Origin of the sequence: Micromonospora sp. WMMD723 (assembly GCF_049863385.1) — a bacterium.
Classification (GTDB): Bacteria; Actinomycetota; Actinomycetes; order Mycobacteriales; family Micromonosporaceae; genus Micromonospora; species Micromonospora wenchangensis.
Genome location: NZ_JBMKNR010000001.1, coordinates 4,978,336 through 4,995,053, shown reverse-complemented (window position 1 = coordinate 4,995,053; position 16,718 = coordinate 4,978,336). Strand labels below are relative to the sequence as shown.

Below are 16,718 nucleotides of genomic sequence, written 5' to 3'. Positions count from 1 at the left end.
GACATCGCCTGCGACCGGACGGGGGACAGATGACCGCCACCAGCGAGACCACCCGAGGCGCGCCCGGCCTCCCCGGGCCCGCGCTCAGGGTCGAGGTGGAACGCACCATCGACAGTTTCCTGACCGCCCGGCGGGACATGAACGCCAACCCCGAGTGGCGCGACGGAGTCGACGCGCTGCGCGCCCTGGCACTCGCCGGAGGCAAACGCACCCGACCGACGTTCTGCTGCCTGGGCTGGCGCGCGTTCGGCGGTGACGACGATCCCGGCATCGTCGTGGCCGCCACGGCGCTGGAACTGTTCCACCTCTTCGCCCTGGTGCACGACGACATCATGGACGACAGCGACGTCCGGCGGGGCAATCCGACCCTGCACGTCACCATGGCCCAGGCGCACCGCCGGCTCGGTTGGCGCGGCGACCCCGAACACTACGGCCGCAACGCGGCGATCCTCTGGGGCGACCTCTGTCTGACCTGGTCAGACGAGGCGTTCCACGGTTGCGGCCTGCCGGCGGAGCGGGTGGCGGCGGCGGCCGGGCTGCTCCAGAGCATGCGCGTCGAAGTGCTGCTCGGGCAGTATCTCGACGTCCGTGGCGAGGCCGTCCGGGCCGACCTGGCCGACTGCCTGACGATCCTGCTCTACAAGTCGGCGAAGTACACCGTGGAGCGTCCGCTGCAGATCGGCGCGATGCTGGCCGGCGCGCCCCGAGCGGAGGTGGACCGGCTCTCCCGGTTCGGTGTTCCGATCGGTGAGGCGTTCCAGCTGCGCGACGACATCCTCGGCGTGTTCGGCGACGACGCGGTCACCGGCAAGTCGACCCTGAGCGATCTGCGCAGCGGGAAGTCCACCGTACTCATGGCGCTGACCAGGCAACGGGCGGATGCCACCCAGGCCGACGAGATATCCCGGTGGCACGGCAACCCGGGCCTCGGCGAGCGGGAGGCACTACGGCTGCGGCAGATCGTGCGGGACACCGGCGCGTTGCGGACGGTCGAAGAGATGATCCACGCCCGCACCGAGCAGGCGGTGGCGGCGCTCGACTCCCTGCCCATCGCCGCGCAGGTGCGCACGGCGCTGACCGACCTGGCCCACACGCTGTCGGTCCGACGCAGCTGAGAGTCCACCGCCAGGCACGTCCCAGACCAGGGAGGGCACGGAAATGACGGTTCACGACCCACGGCGTACGGTGCTGGTGACCGGTGCCGCCGGGTTCATCGGGCGACACCTGGTGGAGCACCTGGCCGACCGTGGCCAGCCGGTGATCGGTGTCGACCTGCGGCCCCGACCGGCCGGTGCGGCCGGCGGGCACGTCGTCGCCGACCTGCGCACCACGGACATCCGTCCGTTGCTCGACGGGGTCTCCGCGGTGGTCCATCTCGCCGCGCTGCCCGGGGTCCGGCCCTCGTGGGACCGCTTCGACGACTACGTCGAGTCGAACGTGATCGTCACCCGGCGGCTCCTGGAGGCAGGGGTGCAGACCGGACTACGACGACTGGTGATCGCCTCGTCGTCGAGCGTCTACGGCAACCAGCGCGACGGGGTGATGACCGAGGACCAACCGCCCGCACCGATCTCCCCGTACGCCGTGACCAAACTGGCGGCCGAGCACCTCGCACTGGCCTACGCGGCGCGTCCCGCCTCCGTGCTGACCAGTATGGCCCTGCGGTTCTTCACGGTGTACGGCCCACGGCAACGACCCGACATGCTGATCTCCCGGATCATCTCCGCGGTCCGCGACGGCCGGGAGATCCGGGTCTTCGGCGACGGCTCGCAGCGTCGCGACTTCGTCTTCGTCAAGGACGCGGTACGCGCCGTGGCGGCGGCCGTCGACGCGCCGGGCCCGAGCCGGGTGTGCAACGTCGGCACCGGTGAGCAGATCTCGGTCACCGGGATCATCGACCTGATCAGTGAGCTGATGGGACGCCCGGCGAACGTCCGTGTCGAGCCCCACCGGGCGGGCGACGTGGTGTCCACCCGCGCCGACGTCACCCGTACGGCCGAGGTGCTGGGCTTCCGCGCGTCGGTCTCCCTGCGGGAGGGGCTGCGGGCGCACATCGACGCGGTACGCAGCGAGTCGATGCCGGTCGGCGCCTGATGGGTGGGCAACCCCTGCTGACCGTCATCGTGCCGCACTTCCGCTGCGCCACCTACCTGCCCGAGTCGGTCGCCTCCATACTCGGGCAGACCCATTCCGACCTGCGGCTCGTGGTCGCGGACGACCACTCGCCGGACGACGACTGGATCACCGCGCTCGCGCCCTGGCGGGACGATCCACGGCTCACGCTGCTGCGCGCGTCGCGCAACGTCGGGCCGCTGCGGCTGAAGAACGCGGTGGTCGAATCGGTGTCCACGAGGTACATCGGCTTCCAGGACGCCGACGACGTCAGCGAACCCGACCGCTTCGCCCGCCAACTGGCCGTGCTCGAACGGGGCCGGGCCGACCTCGTCGGCTGCGGGTACCGCGTCATCGACGCGTCGGGAAACCCGCAGGGGGTACGGCACATGCCGCGCAACGGGAACCTGGTGCACCGCTTCGGCCGTAAGACGGTCGCGCTGCACCCGGCGACGGTCGTCCGGCGGGAGGTCTTCACCCGGCTCAACGGCTTCGACGGCACCGCGGCCTTCGGCTCCGACACGGACTTCCAACTGCGGGTCGCCTGGCTGTACCGCATCCGCAACCTGCGCCGGCCGCTCTACCGCTACCGGGCCTGGGCGGCCTCGCTGACCGCGGCGCCGGAGACCGGCTTCGGGTCACCCGCCCGTGCCGCGTGCATGCGGCGCATGGCCGAGCTGGAGCAACGCCGCCGGCAGGCCCGCACCCCCGCGGAGCGGCTGCCGTTGCTGGTGGCACCACCGAACGACGTGTCGTTCGCCCTGCAGGAGGTGAGGTGAGCGGCGGGCGGGCGCGGCGCACCACGCCCGCCCCGCTGCTCCTACCGGACGGCCGCCCGGATCCGCAGGTGCCTGCGCTGCCGTAGCCGCACGCTGGCCAGCACCGCCGTGACCAGGACGAGGCCGGTGCAGTACAGGGCGCCGTGCAGCAGGCCCTTGCGGAGGTACTCCGGGTCGCCGCCGTCGAGACCGAAGGTCCCGACCTGTTGGGTCGACCAGAACGGCAGGGCCTTGCCGAGTTTCTGGTCCGGCTCGACGAGGAACTGCAATCCGGTGATCGAGATCAGGACGAGGGTGCCCTCCAGATCGTGGGGGGCGACGGCGCTGATCAGCAGGCCCAGCGGGGCGGCGACCACCACCGTGAGCCCGAACTCGATGGCTACCGCGCCGGGCCGGGCCAGGTTGTCCTGGTCGAGATAGATGAGCACCCAGTAGACCGTGGCGAGTACGGCACCCAGGGCCAGCAGCGCGGTGAGCGTGCCGAGGTAGAGGTGCGCCGGCCGGTAGCCGATCTGGCGCAGCCGCCGCTCCACGGCCTTGGTGGTGTTGCTCAGGAAGAGGCCGGCCGTACTCACCGCCCAGGCCAGGCCGAGACCGGCGAAGCGGATCGCCTTCTCGGGATTACCGTCGTGCCGGGCCAGGTAGAACAGCAGGGGGACGAATGCGAGCAGCGCGAGGGCCACCCGCCGCCGGGCGAGATCCCGACCCATCATCTCCGCGACGGTGAGCAGCTTGGTCATGACTCGGCGGCCTTCGCTCCGAGGTCGAGAACGGCGTCGACCCGGTCGAGTGAATTCAACATGTGGGTGATGACGAGCGTCGACTTTCCGGCGTCGCGGCGCTGCAGAACCCAGTCCCAGAAATCGATGTAGCTGCCCCGGTCGAAACCCTGGTAGGGCTCGTCGAGCAGCAGGATTTCGGGATCGGTCAGCGCGGCGAGAATAAGGTTGAGTTTCTGCTGGGTGCCGCCGGAGAGATGCCTGGCCTGCGTTGTCATGCCGCCGTCCCAGGCCAGGCTTTTCGCGAGCTGCCGGCCGGTGGCCTGAGCCTCGCTCCGACCCATTCCGTGCCCGGCACCGAACAACGCGAAGTGCTCGTCGGCGGTCAGGTAACCCATGAGTCCTGCCTGCTGAGGGCAGTAGGCCATGCTCTCGTCCACCTCCACCACACCACTGGACGGGCTGACCAGACCGGCGCAGATCCTCATGAGCGTCGACTTTCCGCAGCCATTGGCGCCGATAATGGCGACCACCTCGCCGGCACGGACCGTCAGATCGACGCCCTTCAGGACATGATTCTTGCCGTACCGCTGGTGAATGTTCGCCGCACGGAGCCGGATCGGTGTCGACGAGTCGCCCTCCGTTGGACCGTGCCGGGTGGCTGTCACCGGTGAGGCGCTGTCACTCAGATCCATGGGAGCACCCTAGTACACCTTACGTCCGGCAGTGGTCGCGATCACGCCCGGATGACCGTGTCGTTCCGGTGGCACCCCGCCGGGGCGCATACGCGCCAGACATCGATGAGTGTCTTATTTGCCGGTCCTGGCGTCATCTGACGGCCGACCCCGCGACGGTATTTCCCGGCACGTTCACGGCTCTTCAACGACGTCATCGCGTCGACACGGCATCGCAACACGCCGGACTCGACGTCCCCCGCCGATGGGAGAAAACCTGTCATGGGCAAGGTAGGAAAGCGCGTCCGCCGCTCGACGCTGGCCGTCCTCACGGGCGCGGCGCTGGCCGGGCTGCTGGCGGTCACCGCCGCCGCCGCGGCACCCGGCGAGGCACCGCAGGGCAAGGCCGCCGCGGCGGCCCGCACCGACGTCTACATGAAGGACGTCACCGCCGACACCGGCATCCAGCCGCACTCGTACAGCCCGCTGTGGGCCAGCCCCGACATCAAGGTCTGCCCGACGGCCGTGGAGTGCTCCACCAGCCAGAACCCGAGGGTCGGGGTCACCAACTACCTCTTCATCAAGCTGCGCAACAACGGACCGTACGGCTCGGGCATCGACAACGGGGTGCTGCGCGTCTACCGGACGACCCCGGGCGGCGGCGCCACCTGGCCGACCCACTGGACCCAGATCGGCGCGGTCAGCGTGCCCGTCTACCCGGGCGTCACCACCGTGACGATCCCGTGGACCGGGGTGCCCGGACCGGGGCACTTCTGCCTGCTGGCGCGCTGGGTCTCGCCCACCGACCCGATGACCTTCGAGGGGCCGAGCACCAGCGTCAACACCCAGTACAACAACAACGTCGCCTGGCGCAACGTCGACTCGGTCCGACTCGTCTCGGGCGGGCCCCGGGTCGTCCGGCCGTTCGCCATCGGCAACGTGACCGCCGCGGAGACCAAGAACGACCTGGTCTTCACCCAGCCGGCCGAGCAGGCCCAGGGCGCCCGGGTCTTCGTCGACCTCGGCCCGACCCTGTTCGAGCGCTGGCAGTCCACCGGCAAGGTCGCCACGGGAGTCCGCCAGGTCGGCAAGACCGAGCTGGAGATCGTCGATCCGGGGCGGGCCACCATCAGCGGGCTGCTGTTGAAGCCCGGTGAGCGCCTCGAGTTCTCCCTGGGCTTCTCGGCCGACACGACTCTGACCAAGGAGACCGCGCTCAACGTGACCCAGTTCGGGCCCGACGCCGACGGCACCGAACGGGCCGACCTCGGCGGGGTGCAGTACCTGCTGGCGGGCGAGCAGCGGGGGTAATACCGTCACCACCGCAGGACGGTGGGGCGCGGGCCGTGCGGCCCGCGCCCCACCGTCGTGGGTCGCGGCCACGACCGGGCACGGGACGCCGACTGTACTGTCGGACGCCGTCGAGAGGGCGGCGCACCGCGCGTGCGGCACCGGATCACGGCGCAGCAGCGCGGCCAGCACGACCACGGTCGGACCGAGGTCAGCGCAGACAGACCCAGGCGGTGGACACCGCGTACCCGACGGTGCGCGCGCACAGCTGGACGGGGCCCGGCGGCGGGACACCCAGCGAGAAGAAGCCCACGGCGTCCACCGACGCCTCGTCGTAGGTGCCGGCGGCCGTCCGGGCACTGACCCGCCCGCCACCGGACGGGGAGAGCTGGCCGACGATCCCGGCGTCGGTCACCTCGATCTCCACCAGCACCGACCCGGCCCGGAACGACAGCGTCCGCGCGGACGCCGCGGAACGGGTCATGCCGGCCAACTCGGCGTCGACCGCCGAGTCGAACGTCAGCTCCGCGACGGCCAGTTCCGCGTCGGCGGTCCGCCAGGTGAACGCGGCCAGGGCCGCGCTCAGGTACGCCTCCGAGACCGGCCCGGTGTCCCACAGGGCCGCACCCAGCTCCGTCGTCAGCGCCTCGTCATCCGCAGGCGGCCACGGCTCCATCCGGTTCACCCCCGATTCGTACCGATGGTGGAAGCTCCGAGAAACTCGACGATCGCCGGACACTCCCGCAGCCTACGCAGGCATCGTGCCTGGGTCGGGCCGATGCTGCCGATCGGCACGCCCAGCCGTTCGGCGACCTCCCGGTAGCTCACCGGCGGGTCGGCCGTCAGCAGCGCCAGCAACGCCTGGCAGCGCGACGGGAGCTGCACGAAACCCGCCCGCAACGCCTGCCGGCGCTCCGCGCGCAGCAACTCGTCGTCCGGTGCGGGTGCCATCGCCGCCCGCTCCCGGGAGAGCCCGTACTGGCCCTCCAGTGCCTGGTCGTACGGGTCGACGGGGTGGGACCGGCGGCTCACCCGGGACAGCCGGTAGCACTCCCGGCGGGTGGTGGTGGCCAGCCAGCCCGGTAGCGCCTCGGGTTCGCGTACCCGACCCAGCTGCTCCACCAGACGCAGCCAGACGGTCTGGTTGACGTCGGCCGCGTCGTACCGGCTGAGGTCGTAGGCGCGGATGACCGCGTACACGATCGGGGTGTACCGGCGGACCAGCTCGGCCCAGGCCGACTCGTCGCCGCGGGCGGCGGCGGACAGCAGGCTGGTCGCGCTGGCACCGGTCGCCGGGTCACCGCCCGGGGCGTCGACCCGGCTCATCCGACGAGCACCCCGTAGTCGGGATGCCAACGGGGGGCGGCGAGCAGGCTCGCACGCGCCGCGTCCGCGCTGAGGCCCCCGGCGGTCATCATCGCGGCGAGCCGCCCGGAGACGTGCCCGGTGGCGAACGAGGTGCCGGCCCAGACGGCGAACCCGTGGAACTGCCGTGCCGGCCTGCCGGGCAGGGGGAGCTGCCCCTCGACGTAGGTGCTGTGCCGCTCGCCGACGGCGCAGGCGTCCACCCAGGGTCCGTAGCAGCTGTCGGCCGCCGGCACCGGGCCGCCGGTCGTCTGGCTGACCGCCGCGACCGCCACCACCCGGTCCAGGGCGGCCGGCCAGAGTGGTCGGCTGGTGCCGGCGTTGCCGGCCGCCGCGACCACGGCGCTCGTCGCCGGCAACGCCGCCACCGCGTTGGCCAGTGGCAGCGACGGCTGGTCGTCCAGGGTGTAGCCGCCCAGCGAGAGGTTGAACACGGCGACCTGCGGCGCGAGCCGGCTCAGGGCGGCCACCACCGTCGACTCGTCGCCCACCCCGGTCGGGTCCAGGGCCAGTTCCGGGTCGACGCGTACGCCCGGGGCCGCCTGCCGGACCACCCCTGCGACGAAGGTGCCGTGCCCGCCCTGCGGGGCGAGCACGTCGGTGTGGACGTAGAGCGGGTCCTCGTCGTCGAGTTGCGGCAGGTACGCCCCGCCGAGCCACTGCGGGTGGCACGCGCCGGCCTGCTGCCAGATCCCGGTGTCGCAGATGCCGACGGTGACGCCGGCGCCCTCACCGAGCCGGGTCGGGTCGGGGGGCGGCAGCGCCGGGGCGGAGCGGGGCGGGGTGCCCGGGTTCCCCATGATGTTGCCCAGCCCGAGCAGCACGTGGTGGGGTTGCACCGCCGGCACCGGTTGGCCGGGCCACTGCTGGGGATCGCGCAGTTTTCGCACGACGCCGGGGATGTCGGTCTCCCGGTCGAACAGCAGCCGGGTGACACCGGCGAATCCGGTGCCGACGGTCACCGGATAATCGTGGGCGCGCAGCCAGGTGGCGACCCGTTTGGCGTCGGCGGCGGCGGCGAGCAGTTGCCGGGGGCGGTAGAGGATCTCCCGGCCGGGGGCGGTGTAGCGGCGGACGTTCTGGTCGGCGGCCAGGGCGGCCTCGAACGCCTTCTGGTAGGCGTCGGCATCCGCATCGCCGGCGGCGGCCGGGGCCGGACGCGGCAATACACCGAACGGCGCCGCCACGGCCAGCGCGGACAGCGTCAGGATCCGCCGTCGGGACAGTGGGCCGCCCGGATCCGGCACGGTGGGGTGGTCAGACGGCGGCACGGATCCTCCATGCTCGTGAAAGAAGCGTGCCCACCGAGGGCGGGCGCGGTGAATTCCCCGACCGCCAATTATTCCGCACCATCGCCGCTTGTCAATTAGGGCAACCGAGCAGGACACCCATTGACGACATTCCCGCGATGGATTCTCGACGTTGACTCGCGGCTGTTCGTCGTGGACTCTCTAGGGCATGCCCGACAGCACCGGTTGCGGTGCCGCGGCGGCCCAGGCGGCGCTCGACGCCGTCCAGCGATACCCACCCGAGGCGATCAGCATCGCCCAGCGGGTGCTCGCCAGCCAGACCGCCGACGACGACGAGCGCTCCACCGCCGAGCGGGCCATCGGGCTGGCCCTGCGCGAACTCAACGACCTGCCCGGCGCGCTGCGCCACCTGCGCCGGGCGGTACGGGTGTCCGGCACCCCCCGTACCCGGGCGCTGGCCCGGATGAGCCTCGGGTACGTGCTGGCCAACGCCGGTCGTACCGCTGCCGCGCTGCGGGCGGTGACCGCCGCGCTGCCCCAGCTCACCGGTGCCGACGCCGGCCGGGCCCGGATGCAGCGGGGGGTGGTGCTGCACTACCGCGGGCGCTACGCCGAGGCGGTGCGCGACTACGGCATCGCCATCGACATCGCCCAACGCGAGAACGATCCGCTGCTGGAGGCCCGCGCCCGCAACAACCGGGGACTGCTCAACGCGCACCGGGGTGCCTCAGGTGGCCCCGGCGACGACCTCTCCCGGGCGGCGGCGGTCTTCCACCGGCTCGGGCTCGACCTCGCCGCGGCCGACGCCAGGTGGAACAGCGGCATCGCCGCCGGGCAACGCGGCGAGATCGCCGTCGCGCTGCGCTGCTTCGCCGACGTCGACGAGGAGTACCGCCGGCTCGCCGTCCCGCGTCCGGCGCTGCTGCTGGACCGGTTCGAGCTGCTGCTGTCGGTGCCGTTGCTCGACGAGGCGGTCGGGGTGGCCGCCGCCGCGGTACGGGAGCTGCACCGCCGGGGCATGGCCTCGGACCTCGCCGAGGCGCTGCTGGCCCAGGCCCGCGCCGCGCTGCTCGCCGACGACCTGGACACCGCGACCGCGGCCGCAGCCCAGGCCCGGGTCAGGTTCCGGCGTCAGGGCCGCCGCACCTGGGCCGCCTTCGCCCGGCACGTCGAGCTGCGCGCGGAGTTCCGCCGGGGCACCCGGACGGCGGCGCTGCTCACCGCGATGGTGCGGACGGCCGACGAACTCGACGCCACCGGGTGGCCGGGGCCGGCGCTGACCACCCGCCTCGAAGCCGGCCTGCTGGCCGCCGCCTCGGGTCGCGTCGACCGGGCCGTGAGCCTGCTCGACGTGGCCGCGCAGGCCCGCCGTCGGGGCACCGCCTCCCGCCGCGCCCAGGGCTGGTACGCCCTGGCCCGGTCGCGTCGACTCACCGGTGACGACGCCGGGGCGGCCCGGGCGCTGCGGCGGGGGCTGGCCGTGCTGGACCGGCACCGCACGTCGCTCGGCGCCACGGAGCTGCGCGCCCACAGCGGCACGTACGGTCGGGAACTGGCCGCCGAGGGTCTCGACATCGCGGTGCGGGCCGGCTCCCCGGCCCGGACCCTGGCCTGGGCCGAACGCTGGCGGGCCAACACCCTGCGGATGCGTCCGGCGCTGCCCCCGGACGACCCGGACCTGTTCGCGGCGCTCACCGAACTGCGGCTCGTCAGCAGCCTGCTGGAGGACGAGGTGCTGGCGGGCCGGCCGGCGCACGCCCTGCGTGGCCGGCAGGCGCGGCTGGAGCAGCGCATCCGGGACCTGGCCCGCCGGGTGCCAGGTGGGACCGGTGTGGTGAAACCGCCGGGCGTGGGCGTGCTCGCCGGACGGCTCGGCGCCCGGGTGCTGGTCGAGCTGGTCGCCCACGGCGACCGGCTGCGGGCGGTGCTGGTCCGCGACGGTCGGGCCAGCCTGCACGACCTCGGTCCGCTGGCCGAGGCGGTGCACCTGACCCGGTGGCACCGGTTCGCGCTGCGCCGGCTGGTCACCACCGGCGACACGGCGACCGCACGGGACGGGGCCGGGCACGCCGCCGCCGCACTGGACCGGCAGCTCTTCGATCCGCTGCGCCGGCACCTCGGCGACCGTCCCCTGGTGATCGTGCCGGTCGGGGCCCTGCACGCGGTGGCCTGGGCGGGTCTGCCGACCTGCGCCGGGCGTGCCGTGACGGTCGCCCCGTCGGCCACGGCCTGGCTGCGGGCGGACGACGGCGAACCCTCGGCCGGGCCGTCGGTGCTGGCCTGCGGGCCGCGCCTGCCGGCGGGTCAGGCCGAGGTGGGCCGGCTCGCGCAGGTGCTGCCGGGGGCGACCCTGCTCACCGGCGCGGACGCCACCGCCGACGCGTTGACCGCGGCGCTCGACGGGGCCGGTCTGGTCCACATCGCCGCGCACGGCACCTTCCGCGCCGACAATCCGCAGTTCTCCACCCTGGAGCTGGCCGACGGACCGCTGTTCGCCTACGAGTGGGAGCGGGTCACCCGTCCGCCCGGCTGTGTGGTGCTGTCCGCGTGCGACTCGGGACTGACCGGGGTCCGCCCCGGCGACGAGGTCATGGGTTTCACCGCCGTGCTGCTCGGACTGGGTGCCCGGTGCCTGGTCGCCACCGTGCTGCCGGTGCCGGCCGACCCCACCACCGCGCTGATGCTCGACCTGCACCGACGGATGCGGGCCGGGCTACGCCCGGCGCAGGCGCTCGCCGACGCCCAACGGGCCTTCGTCGCCTGCGGCGACGGCACCGCCGCGGCCACGGCGGCGGCGTTCGTCTGTCTCGGTGCCGGGTGACGCCCCGACCGTCAGCGCGGCCGGTGCGGGTCACCCCAGCGCCGCGACCCGGGGACGCAGGCCGTCGATCAGCTCCGGTGGCGCGGCGAGCACCCGGCTGCCGCTGACCTCGACCGCGACGCCGGCCTCGACGGCGATCACCTGACCGGCCGCCCAGTCCCAGCGGAACGTGCGGTCCTCGACGTAGGCGTCGCAGCGGCCCGCCGCGATCCAGGCCAACGCCAGCGCCGTCGAGCCCAGCATCCGCACCCCGCGTACGTCACCGGCCAGGTCGGTGACCACGGCCGCCTGCACCCGGCGGTGGGCGACGTCGTAGGCGTAGCCGGCGGCGAGGACGACCTCGCCGAGGGTGACACCGGCGCGCCGGGTCAGCGGGGTGCCGTTCAGGGCCGCGCCGCCGCCCCGGACGCCGCAGAAGGTCTCGTCGTGGACCGGGTCGTGGACCACCCCGACGACGGGCCGCCAGCCGTCCGGGGTCTGCTGCTCGCAGGCGACGCTGACGCACCAGAACGGTATCCCCGAGACGTAGTTGACGGTGCCGTCGAGGGGGTCGAGGACCCAGCGCAGCCCGGAGTCGCCGACGTGGTCGCTGCCCTCCTCGGCGAGGATGCCGTCGCCGGGGCGGCGGGCACGCAGCAGCTCGACGATGCGCGTCTCGCTGGCCCGGTCCGCCTCGCTGACCAGATCGGTGGGGGCGGTCTTGTAGTCGACGCGGCCGTGGTCGCCGAAGCGCCGCAGCAGTTCCCGGCCACCGAGGCGGGCCGCCTCCTCGGCGACCCGCCGGCAGTCGTCCAGCTCGGCAGCGGTCGCCATCGCGTCCTCCTCGGGTCGTCGGCAGGGCCGGTGGAGATCGTCGCACCCGCACGGGCGCCGGCACCAGGTGGACCCGGGCGGCAGGTGCCGCAGCGGGCCGGACGCCGGTGGTGACACCGGGCCGCCCCGGACCGGGTGGCGGCGTCGGACCCCGGACACCGGGCGGCGAGCGGCAGGACCGGCCGGTCGGGCACACTGTGGACAGCGGTCGGGGAACCGACGCTCGCCGACATCCCGTCGACCCGCCCCGTCGCCATCGCCGTGGGGAGGCAGCGCGACATGGGTACGGTCGACACAGAGCGGCTGCTGGCGCGGATCCGCGACGGGGTCGTCGGCGAGGGCGAGGTGCTGGACGGCCCGTACGGGCCACGCCGGATCACCTACGCCGACTACACCGCCTCCGGTCGGGCGCTGGACTTCGTGGAGGACACCGTCCGGGACTGGGTCCTCCCCCGCTACGCCAACACCCACACCGAGAGTTCCGCCACCGGCCGGGCGACGGGACGGTTGCGGGAGGACGCCCGGCGGACGATCCTCGACGCCGTCGGCGGCACCGACGACCATGCGGTGATCTTCTGCGGTGCGGGGGCGACGGCGGCGGTCGACAAGCTGGTGGGCGTGCTCGAACTGCGGCTGCCCGACGGGCCGACGCGCCGCCACGGCCTGCTGGACGCCATCGCCCCGCAGCAGCGCCCGGTGGTCTTCGTGGGCCCCTACGAGCACCACTCCAACGAGCTGCCGTGGCGGGAGACGTACGCCGACGTGGTCGTCATCGGTGCGGACGCCGACGGGCACATCGACCGGGCCGAGCTGGCCGAGCGGCTGGTCCGGTACGCGGACCGCCCGCTGCGGGTCGGCAGTTTCTCCGCCGCCTCGAACGTCACCGGCATCCTGTCCGACACCGACGCGGTCGCGGCGTTGCTGCACGCCCACGGGGCGCTGTCGTGCTGGGACTACGCGGCCGCCGGCCCGTACGTGCCGATCCGGATGGGCGAGTCGACGCCGGGTGCCGCAGACGGCAAGGACGCGGTGTTCCTGTCCCCGCACAAGTTCGTCGGCGGCCCGCAGACCCCCGGCGTGCTGGTGGTGCGGCGGGATCTGATGCGCAACCGGGTTCCGGTGGTCCCCGGTGGCGGCACCGTGGCGTTCGTCGACCCGGTGGGGCACCGGTATCTCGACGATCCGGTGGCCCGTGAGGAGGGTGGCACGCCGGCGATCGTCGAGTCGATCCGGGCGGGCCTGGTGTTCGCCCTCAAGCAGTCCGTCGGCACCGACGTCATCGCCGACCGTGAGGAGCGGCTGTGGTCGCGGGCGCTACGCCGCTGGTCGACGAACCCGGGGATCGTGGTGCTGGGCAACCCCCGGGCGCGGCGGCTGCCCATCGTGTCGGTGCAGATCCGCCACGGTGCCCGCCACCTGCACCACAACTTCGTCGTGGCGCTGCTCAACGACCTGTTCGGCATCCAGGCCCGGGGTGGGTGCTCCTGCGCGGGCCCGTACGGGCACCGCCTGCTCGGCATCGACGAGGAACGGTCCCGGGCGTTCCGGGTGGAGATCGCCCGGGGGTGCGAGGGGATCAAGCCGGGGTGGACCCGGATCACCTTCGGCTACTTCCTGTCCGACCAGGTCGCCGACTACCTGATCGACGCCGTCGACCTGGTCGCCCGACAGGGGCACCGGCTGCTGGCCGACTACCACTTCGACGCCCGTACCGGCCTGTGGCAGCACCACCGGGGGCCGGGCCGGTCGGTGGGCCTGGCCGACCTGGCCCGGCTGGTGACCGGCGGGGAGCAGCCGGCGGCGCGCCGGCGTCGGGCCGGGGAGGATGCCCTGGCCGGCTACCTGCACGAGGCGCGGGAGATCCTGGCCGGCCGCCGGGACCAGGTCGACGAGGGGCCCACCGGTCTGCCGGCCGGCGTGGAGGCGTTGCGCTGGTTCCACCTCCCGCCGGCCTGCACCGCCGCCGCGTCGCCGCGCTGACCGGGCGTCGCGCCCCGCCCGGCCGCCCGGTCGTCCCCCGCCGCGTCCGGCGGCGGTTCCTGCCCGCCGCCGGACGCCCGAGCCGCTACTCCGCCGGGTCGGTGCGGGCGGGGCCGGCGACCGCGTAGACGACCAGCCCGGCGAGGGCGAACGCCACCGCGATCACCGTGGCGGCCCGACTGTCGGTCGGCTGGCCCTGCCAGGTGGCGACCGCTCCCCAGGTGCCTTGCTGCGGGTACATGGCCGCGATGGTGGTCCAGCCCACCGGCAGGAACCAGGACCGGGCGGCGCCGACCACGCTCGTGCACAGCGCGGTCAGGCCGAGCAGCCCGGCGGTGTCACGGACCACCAGTGCGGCCGGCCCGAACCGGGCTCCGGTGTGCAACGTGGCGAGCAGTACCGCGAGGACGATCACCCCGCCGGCGAGCAGGTGCGCGCCGCGTCGCCAGGACCACCGCAGTGACGCCGTCCGGTCCAGGTTCGCGTCCGGGCCGACGAGGGTGGGGGCGAGCGTCGCGACCATCATCAGGACGGTCAGCACGACCAGCAGCGGGGTGGCGTCGCGGTCCTTGGCCAGGGCCCGGTAGAGCACCCAGGCCACCGCGGCGCCGCCGACCGCCGCGGCCAGGGCCACGGGTACCCGGCGTGAGCGCAGGTAGAGCAGCGTCCCGGTCACCTGGCGCTCCGGGACAGCAGGCCCTCGGAGTCCCGGCAGGCCCGCACGGCGTCGCGGACGGCCGTGACCCGGGCCACCGCCTCCGCCTCGGGCAGCGCCCGCAGGCCCTGCCACAGGGTCTTCGCCCCGGTGGTGATCGCCGGGTCCTCCTCGATCATGCCGGGAACCAGCCCGACGTCCGAGCGCGGCTCACGGCCCATGAGCCAGTACGCCGCCGCCCGTTCGACCGTCTCGTTGCGGTTCTGGCAGTCGTAGTCGTACGGGACGCCCAGGCTTCTGACGACGTCGAGGACCACGAGGTCGGGGTGGGCGAGCCGGCCCCGCTTGTCGATCCGGACCTCGATCGTGACGACCCCGTCCCGGGCGGCCGGCTGCTCCTGGCGGTACCCGATCGTGCGGGTGTCCTCGTGCACGACGGTCGGCGAGTCCGGTAGTTTCGCCAGCGCCGCGAGGCCCTCCCGGGCCCGCGGGGTGATCGTGTCGAGCACGTTGGCGTGGACCCGGCTGACGCACACCGTCGGGGTGTCGTCGGTGCAGACCAGTTCCCGCGCGACCGGGTCGACCGGCCAGGTGAGCATGTCCCGGTCGGTGGGGAGGATCGTCGTCGCCACCCCGACCCCGAGCAGCACCGGCAGCACCGCCATCACCCGCAGCCGCCAGCCGTCGGCGACGAACAGCAGCAGGCCGGTGACGGCGAGCGTGATCATCGAGATCGCCAGCGCGCCGCTGACCCGGTTGTCGATGGTCTGGTACTCGTGGAAGCCGCCGGAGCCGTGCGCCGGGGAGATCGCCGCGGCCAGCCGCTCCGGGGTCGAGACGGTGCTGAAGAAGACCAGCAGCACACCGCCCACCGCCAGCGCCGGGGCGGTCACCAGGGCGGGCAGCAACCGCCCGATGCCCAGTCCGAGCCACGCCGCGGCGACCAGGGACAGCGCGCCGACCGCGGTGACGACGACGAAGTTCGGCAGCGGCACGTACGAGGCGGTGTTGACGATCCAGGCGATGCCCGCCGCGGTCACCACGAGGTAGGCGACCACGAGGGTGAGGGCCATCGTGCCGAGCACCGGCAGCATCCGGGCGGTGCGGGGGCGGGCGGTGGTGGCGAACAGCTCGCCGACCTTCGCCCGGTGTTCCCGGCGGCCCTGCCAGGCCCCGGCCGCGAGGGCGAGCGGCCACATCAGGAGCAGGTACTCCCGGATGGCCAGGGCCAGGGCCATCCAGCCGGTCGACCAGCGGCCGGTCGCCACGTACAGCGACCCGACCCCGATCACCACCGTGATCGCCGCGGCTCCGAGTGCGGCGGAGCGGCGCAGTTCGATCCCCATGACGCCCACCCGGGCACCCCGCTTCCCCTCGGGCCGCCGGGCGGCGGCAGTCTGCGTGTCGGCGGTCCGCCCGCTCATCGGGTGGCCTCCGCACGGTGCTGACGCAGCAGCGCCGAGTAGCCCCGCTCGGCCGGGCTGTCACCGGCGTGACCCGCGTCGCCCTGCGCGGCCAGCACCTCGGGCGTGCCCCGCCACACCAGGCGGCCCTCGTTGACCAGGACGACGTCGGTGCAGGCCGCCACCACGTCCTCGACCAGGTGGGTGGAGACCAGCACGCAGGTGTCGCCGCCGAGGTCGCGCAGCAGCTCCCGGAAGTCGAGCCGTTGTTCCGGGTCGAGGCCGACGGTCGGCTCGTCGAGCAGCAGGAGCCGTGGGTCGTTGACGATGGCCTGGGCGATGCCGGCCCGACGCAGCATGCCGCCGGAGAGGGTCTTCATCCGGGCGTCGGCCTTGGCGGTGAGCCCGACCCGGTCGATGGCCCGCTGCACCGCCGCGGCGACGCCCGCCTTGGGCATCTCCTTGAGCCAGGCCATGTAGCCGACGAACTCCCGCACGGTGAACCGGGGGTAGTAGCCGAAGTGCTGCGGCAGGTAGCCCAGGTCACGACGGACCGCCCGCAGCTCGGAACGGCCGTCGACGGGGTGTCCGAGCAGGGTCAGCCGGCCGCCGGCCGGGGACACGACGGTCGCCAGGGCGCGCATCAGGGTGGTCTTGCCCGCGCCGTTGGGGCCGAGCAGTCCGTGTACGCCGGTGGGCAGGGCCAGGTCGAGGCCGTTGACGGCGAGGTACCGGCCGGCCCGGACCTGGAGGCCCTCGGCGTGGATCGCCCAGGGATGGGTGGTGGTGGTCGTTTCGACCGCGCTCACCGCACGCATCGTCGCTGTCTCCTTCGATAATTGCCAGGGCAGGGTGGC

Annotated in this window: 15 protein-coding genes; 6 read left to right on the top strand and 9 right to left on the bottom strand. The window is 73.7% G+C overall.

Features of this window, described 5'->3' with window-relative positions:
- Nucleotides 1–29: 29 nt before the first annotated feature.
- The 3 genes from ACN261_RS21705 to ACN261_RS21695 are packed head-to-tail and all read left to right on the top strand — an operon-like array spanning nucleotide 30 to nucleotide 2,891.
- Nucleotides 30–1,115, top strand: coding sequence for a polyprenyl synthetase family protein (locus ACN261_RS21705; protein ID WP_425851847.1), 1,086 nt, complete (start codon nucleotides 30–32; stop codon nucleotides 1,113–1,115).
- A 43-nt stretch (nucleotides 1,116–1,158) separates the two neighbouring features.
- Nucleotides 1,159–2,094, top strand: coding sequence for an NAD-dependent epimerase/dehydratase family protein (locus tag ACN261_RS21700; RefSeq protein WP_425851845.1), 936 nt, complete (start codon nucleotides 1,159–1,161; stop codon nucleotides 2,092–2,094).
- Entirely contained in the window at nucleotides 2,094–2,891 is a 798-nt protein-coding gene (locus tag ACN261_RS21695; protein ID WP_425851843.1) for a glycosyltransferase family 2 protein, read from the top strand. Before ACN261_RS21700 ends, ACN261_RS21695 begins: the two co-directional genes overlap by 1 nt.
- Nucleotides 2,892–2,932: 41 nt before the next feature.
- Here the strand turns inward: ACN261_RS21695 and ACN261_RS21690 are convergent, their stop codons facing one another.
- Together ACN261_RS21690 and ACN261_RS21685 are read right to left on the bottom strand one after the other, a co-directional pair.
- Nucleotides 2,933–3,631 carry a hypothetical protein gene (locus ACN261_RS21690; protein WP_421481492.1) on the bottom strand — a complete coding sequence of 233 codons (699 nt, stop codon included), beginning with the start codon at nucleotides 3,629–3,631 and terminating at the stop codon, nucleotides 2,933–2,935.
- The gene (locus tag ACN261_RS21685) at nucleotides 3,628–4,305 is read right to left on the bottom strand and encodes an ATP-binding cassette domain-containing protein (RefSeq protein ID WP_425851841.1); all 678 of its coding nucleotides are present in this window, start codon (nucleotides 4,303–4,305) and stop codon (nucleotides 3,628–3,630) included. Before ACN261_RS21685 ends, ACN261_RS21690 begins: the two co-directional genes overlap by 4 nt.
- A 261-nt stretch (nucleotides 4,306–4,566) precedes the next feature.
- Here ACN261_RS21685 and ACN261_RS21680 point away from each other — a divergent pair, with 261 nt between their 5' ends.
- Entirely contained in the window at nucleotides 4,567–5,595 is a 1,029-nt protein-coding gene (locus tag ACN261_RS21680) for a hypothetical protein (RefSeq protein ID WP_421481490.1), read from the top strand.
- Between the two features lie 190 nt (nucleotides 5,596–5,785).
- Here ACN261_RS21680 and ACN261_RS21675 read toward each other — a convergent pair whose 3' ends face one another.
- From ACN261_RS21675 to ACN261_RS21665, 3 genes are read right to left on the bottom strand one after another with little or no spacing between them, the layout of a single operon-like run.
- Entirely contained in the window at nucleotides 5,786–6,250 is a 465-nt protein-coding gene (locus ACN261_RS21675) for a hypothetical protein (protein WP_363654835.1), read from the bottom strand.
- 5 nt (nucleotides 6,251–6,255) lie between these two features.
- Nucleotides 6,256–6,900, bottom strand: coding sequence for an RNA polymerase sigma factor (locus ACN261_RS21670; protein WP_421481489.1), 645 nt, complete (start codon nucleotides 6,898–6,900; stop codon nucleotides 6,256–6,258).
- Entirely contained in the window at nucleotides 6,897–8,210 is a 1,314-nt protein-coding gene (locus ACN261_RS21665; RefSeq protein WP_425851838.1) for a S8 family peptidase, read from the bottom strand. The genes ACN261_RS21670 and ACN261_RS21665 overlap by 4 nt, the downstream gene beginning before the upstream one ends.
- A gap of 187 nt (nucleotides 8,211–8,397) precedes the next feature.
- Between ACN261_RS21665 and ACN261_RS21660 the strand changes: the two genes are divergently transcribed.
- Nucleotides 8,398–11,010 (top strand): CHAT domain-containing protein, encoded by a 2,613-nt coding sequence (locus ACN261_RS21660; protein WP_421481487.1) that lies wholly within the window; start codon nucleotides 8,398–8,400, stop codon nucleotides 11,008–11,010.
- A gap of 30 nt (nucleotides 11,011–11,040) precedes the next feature.
- Here the strand turns inward: ACN261_RS21660 and ACN261_RS21655 are convergent, their stop codons facing one another.
- Entirely contained in the window at nucleotides 11,041–11,823 is a 783-nt protein-coding gene (locus ACN261_RS21655; RefSeq protein ID WP_421481486.1) for an inositol monophosphatase family protein, read from the bottom strand.
- Between the two features lie 279 nt (nucleotides 11,824–12,102).
- On the opposite strand from ACN261_RS21655, the gene ACN261_RS21650 reads away from it, so the two are divergent.
- Nucleotides 12,103–13,803, top strand: a complete 1,701-nt coding sequence (locus ACN261_RS21650; protein ID WP_421481485.1) for an aminotransferase class V-fold PLP-dependent enzyme — start codon at nucleotides 12,103–12,105, stop codon at nucleotides 13,801–13,803.
- An 85-nt stretch (nucleotides 13,804–13,888) separates the two neighbouring features.
- On the opposite strand, the gene ACN261_RS21645 is transcribed toward ACN261_RS21650, so the two are convergent.
- The 3 genes from ACN261_RS21645 to ACN261_RS21635 are packed head-to-tail and all read right to left on the bottom strand — an operon-like array spanning nucleotide 13,889 to nucleotide 16,679.
- Nucleotides 13,889–14,479, bottom strand: coding sequence for a hypothetical protein (locus tag ACN261_RS21645; RefSeq protein ID WP_421481484.1), 591 nt, complete (start codon nucleotides 14,477–14,479; stop codon nucleotides 13,889–13,891).
- On the bottom strand, nucleotides 14,476–15,882 hold the full coding sequence (locus ACN261_RS21640) for a hypothetical protein (protein WP_425851835.1): 1,407 nt from the start codon (nucleotides 15,880–15,882) through the stop codon (nucleotides 14,476–14,478). The genes ACN261_RS21645 and ACN261_RS21640 overlap by 4 nt, the downstream gene beginning before the upstream one ends.
- Nucleotides 15,879–16,679, bottom strand: a complete 801-nt coding sequence (locus ACN261_RS21635; RefSeq protein WP_421481482.1) for an ABC transporter ATP-binding protein — start codon at nucleotides 16,677–16,679, stop codon at nucleotides 15,879–15,881. Before ACN261_RS21635 ends, ACN261_RS21640 begins: the two co-directional genes overlap by 4 nt.
- Nucleotides 16,680–16,718 lie beyond the last annotated feature (39 nt).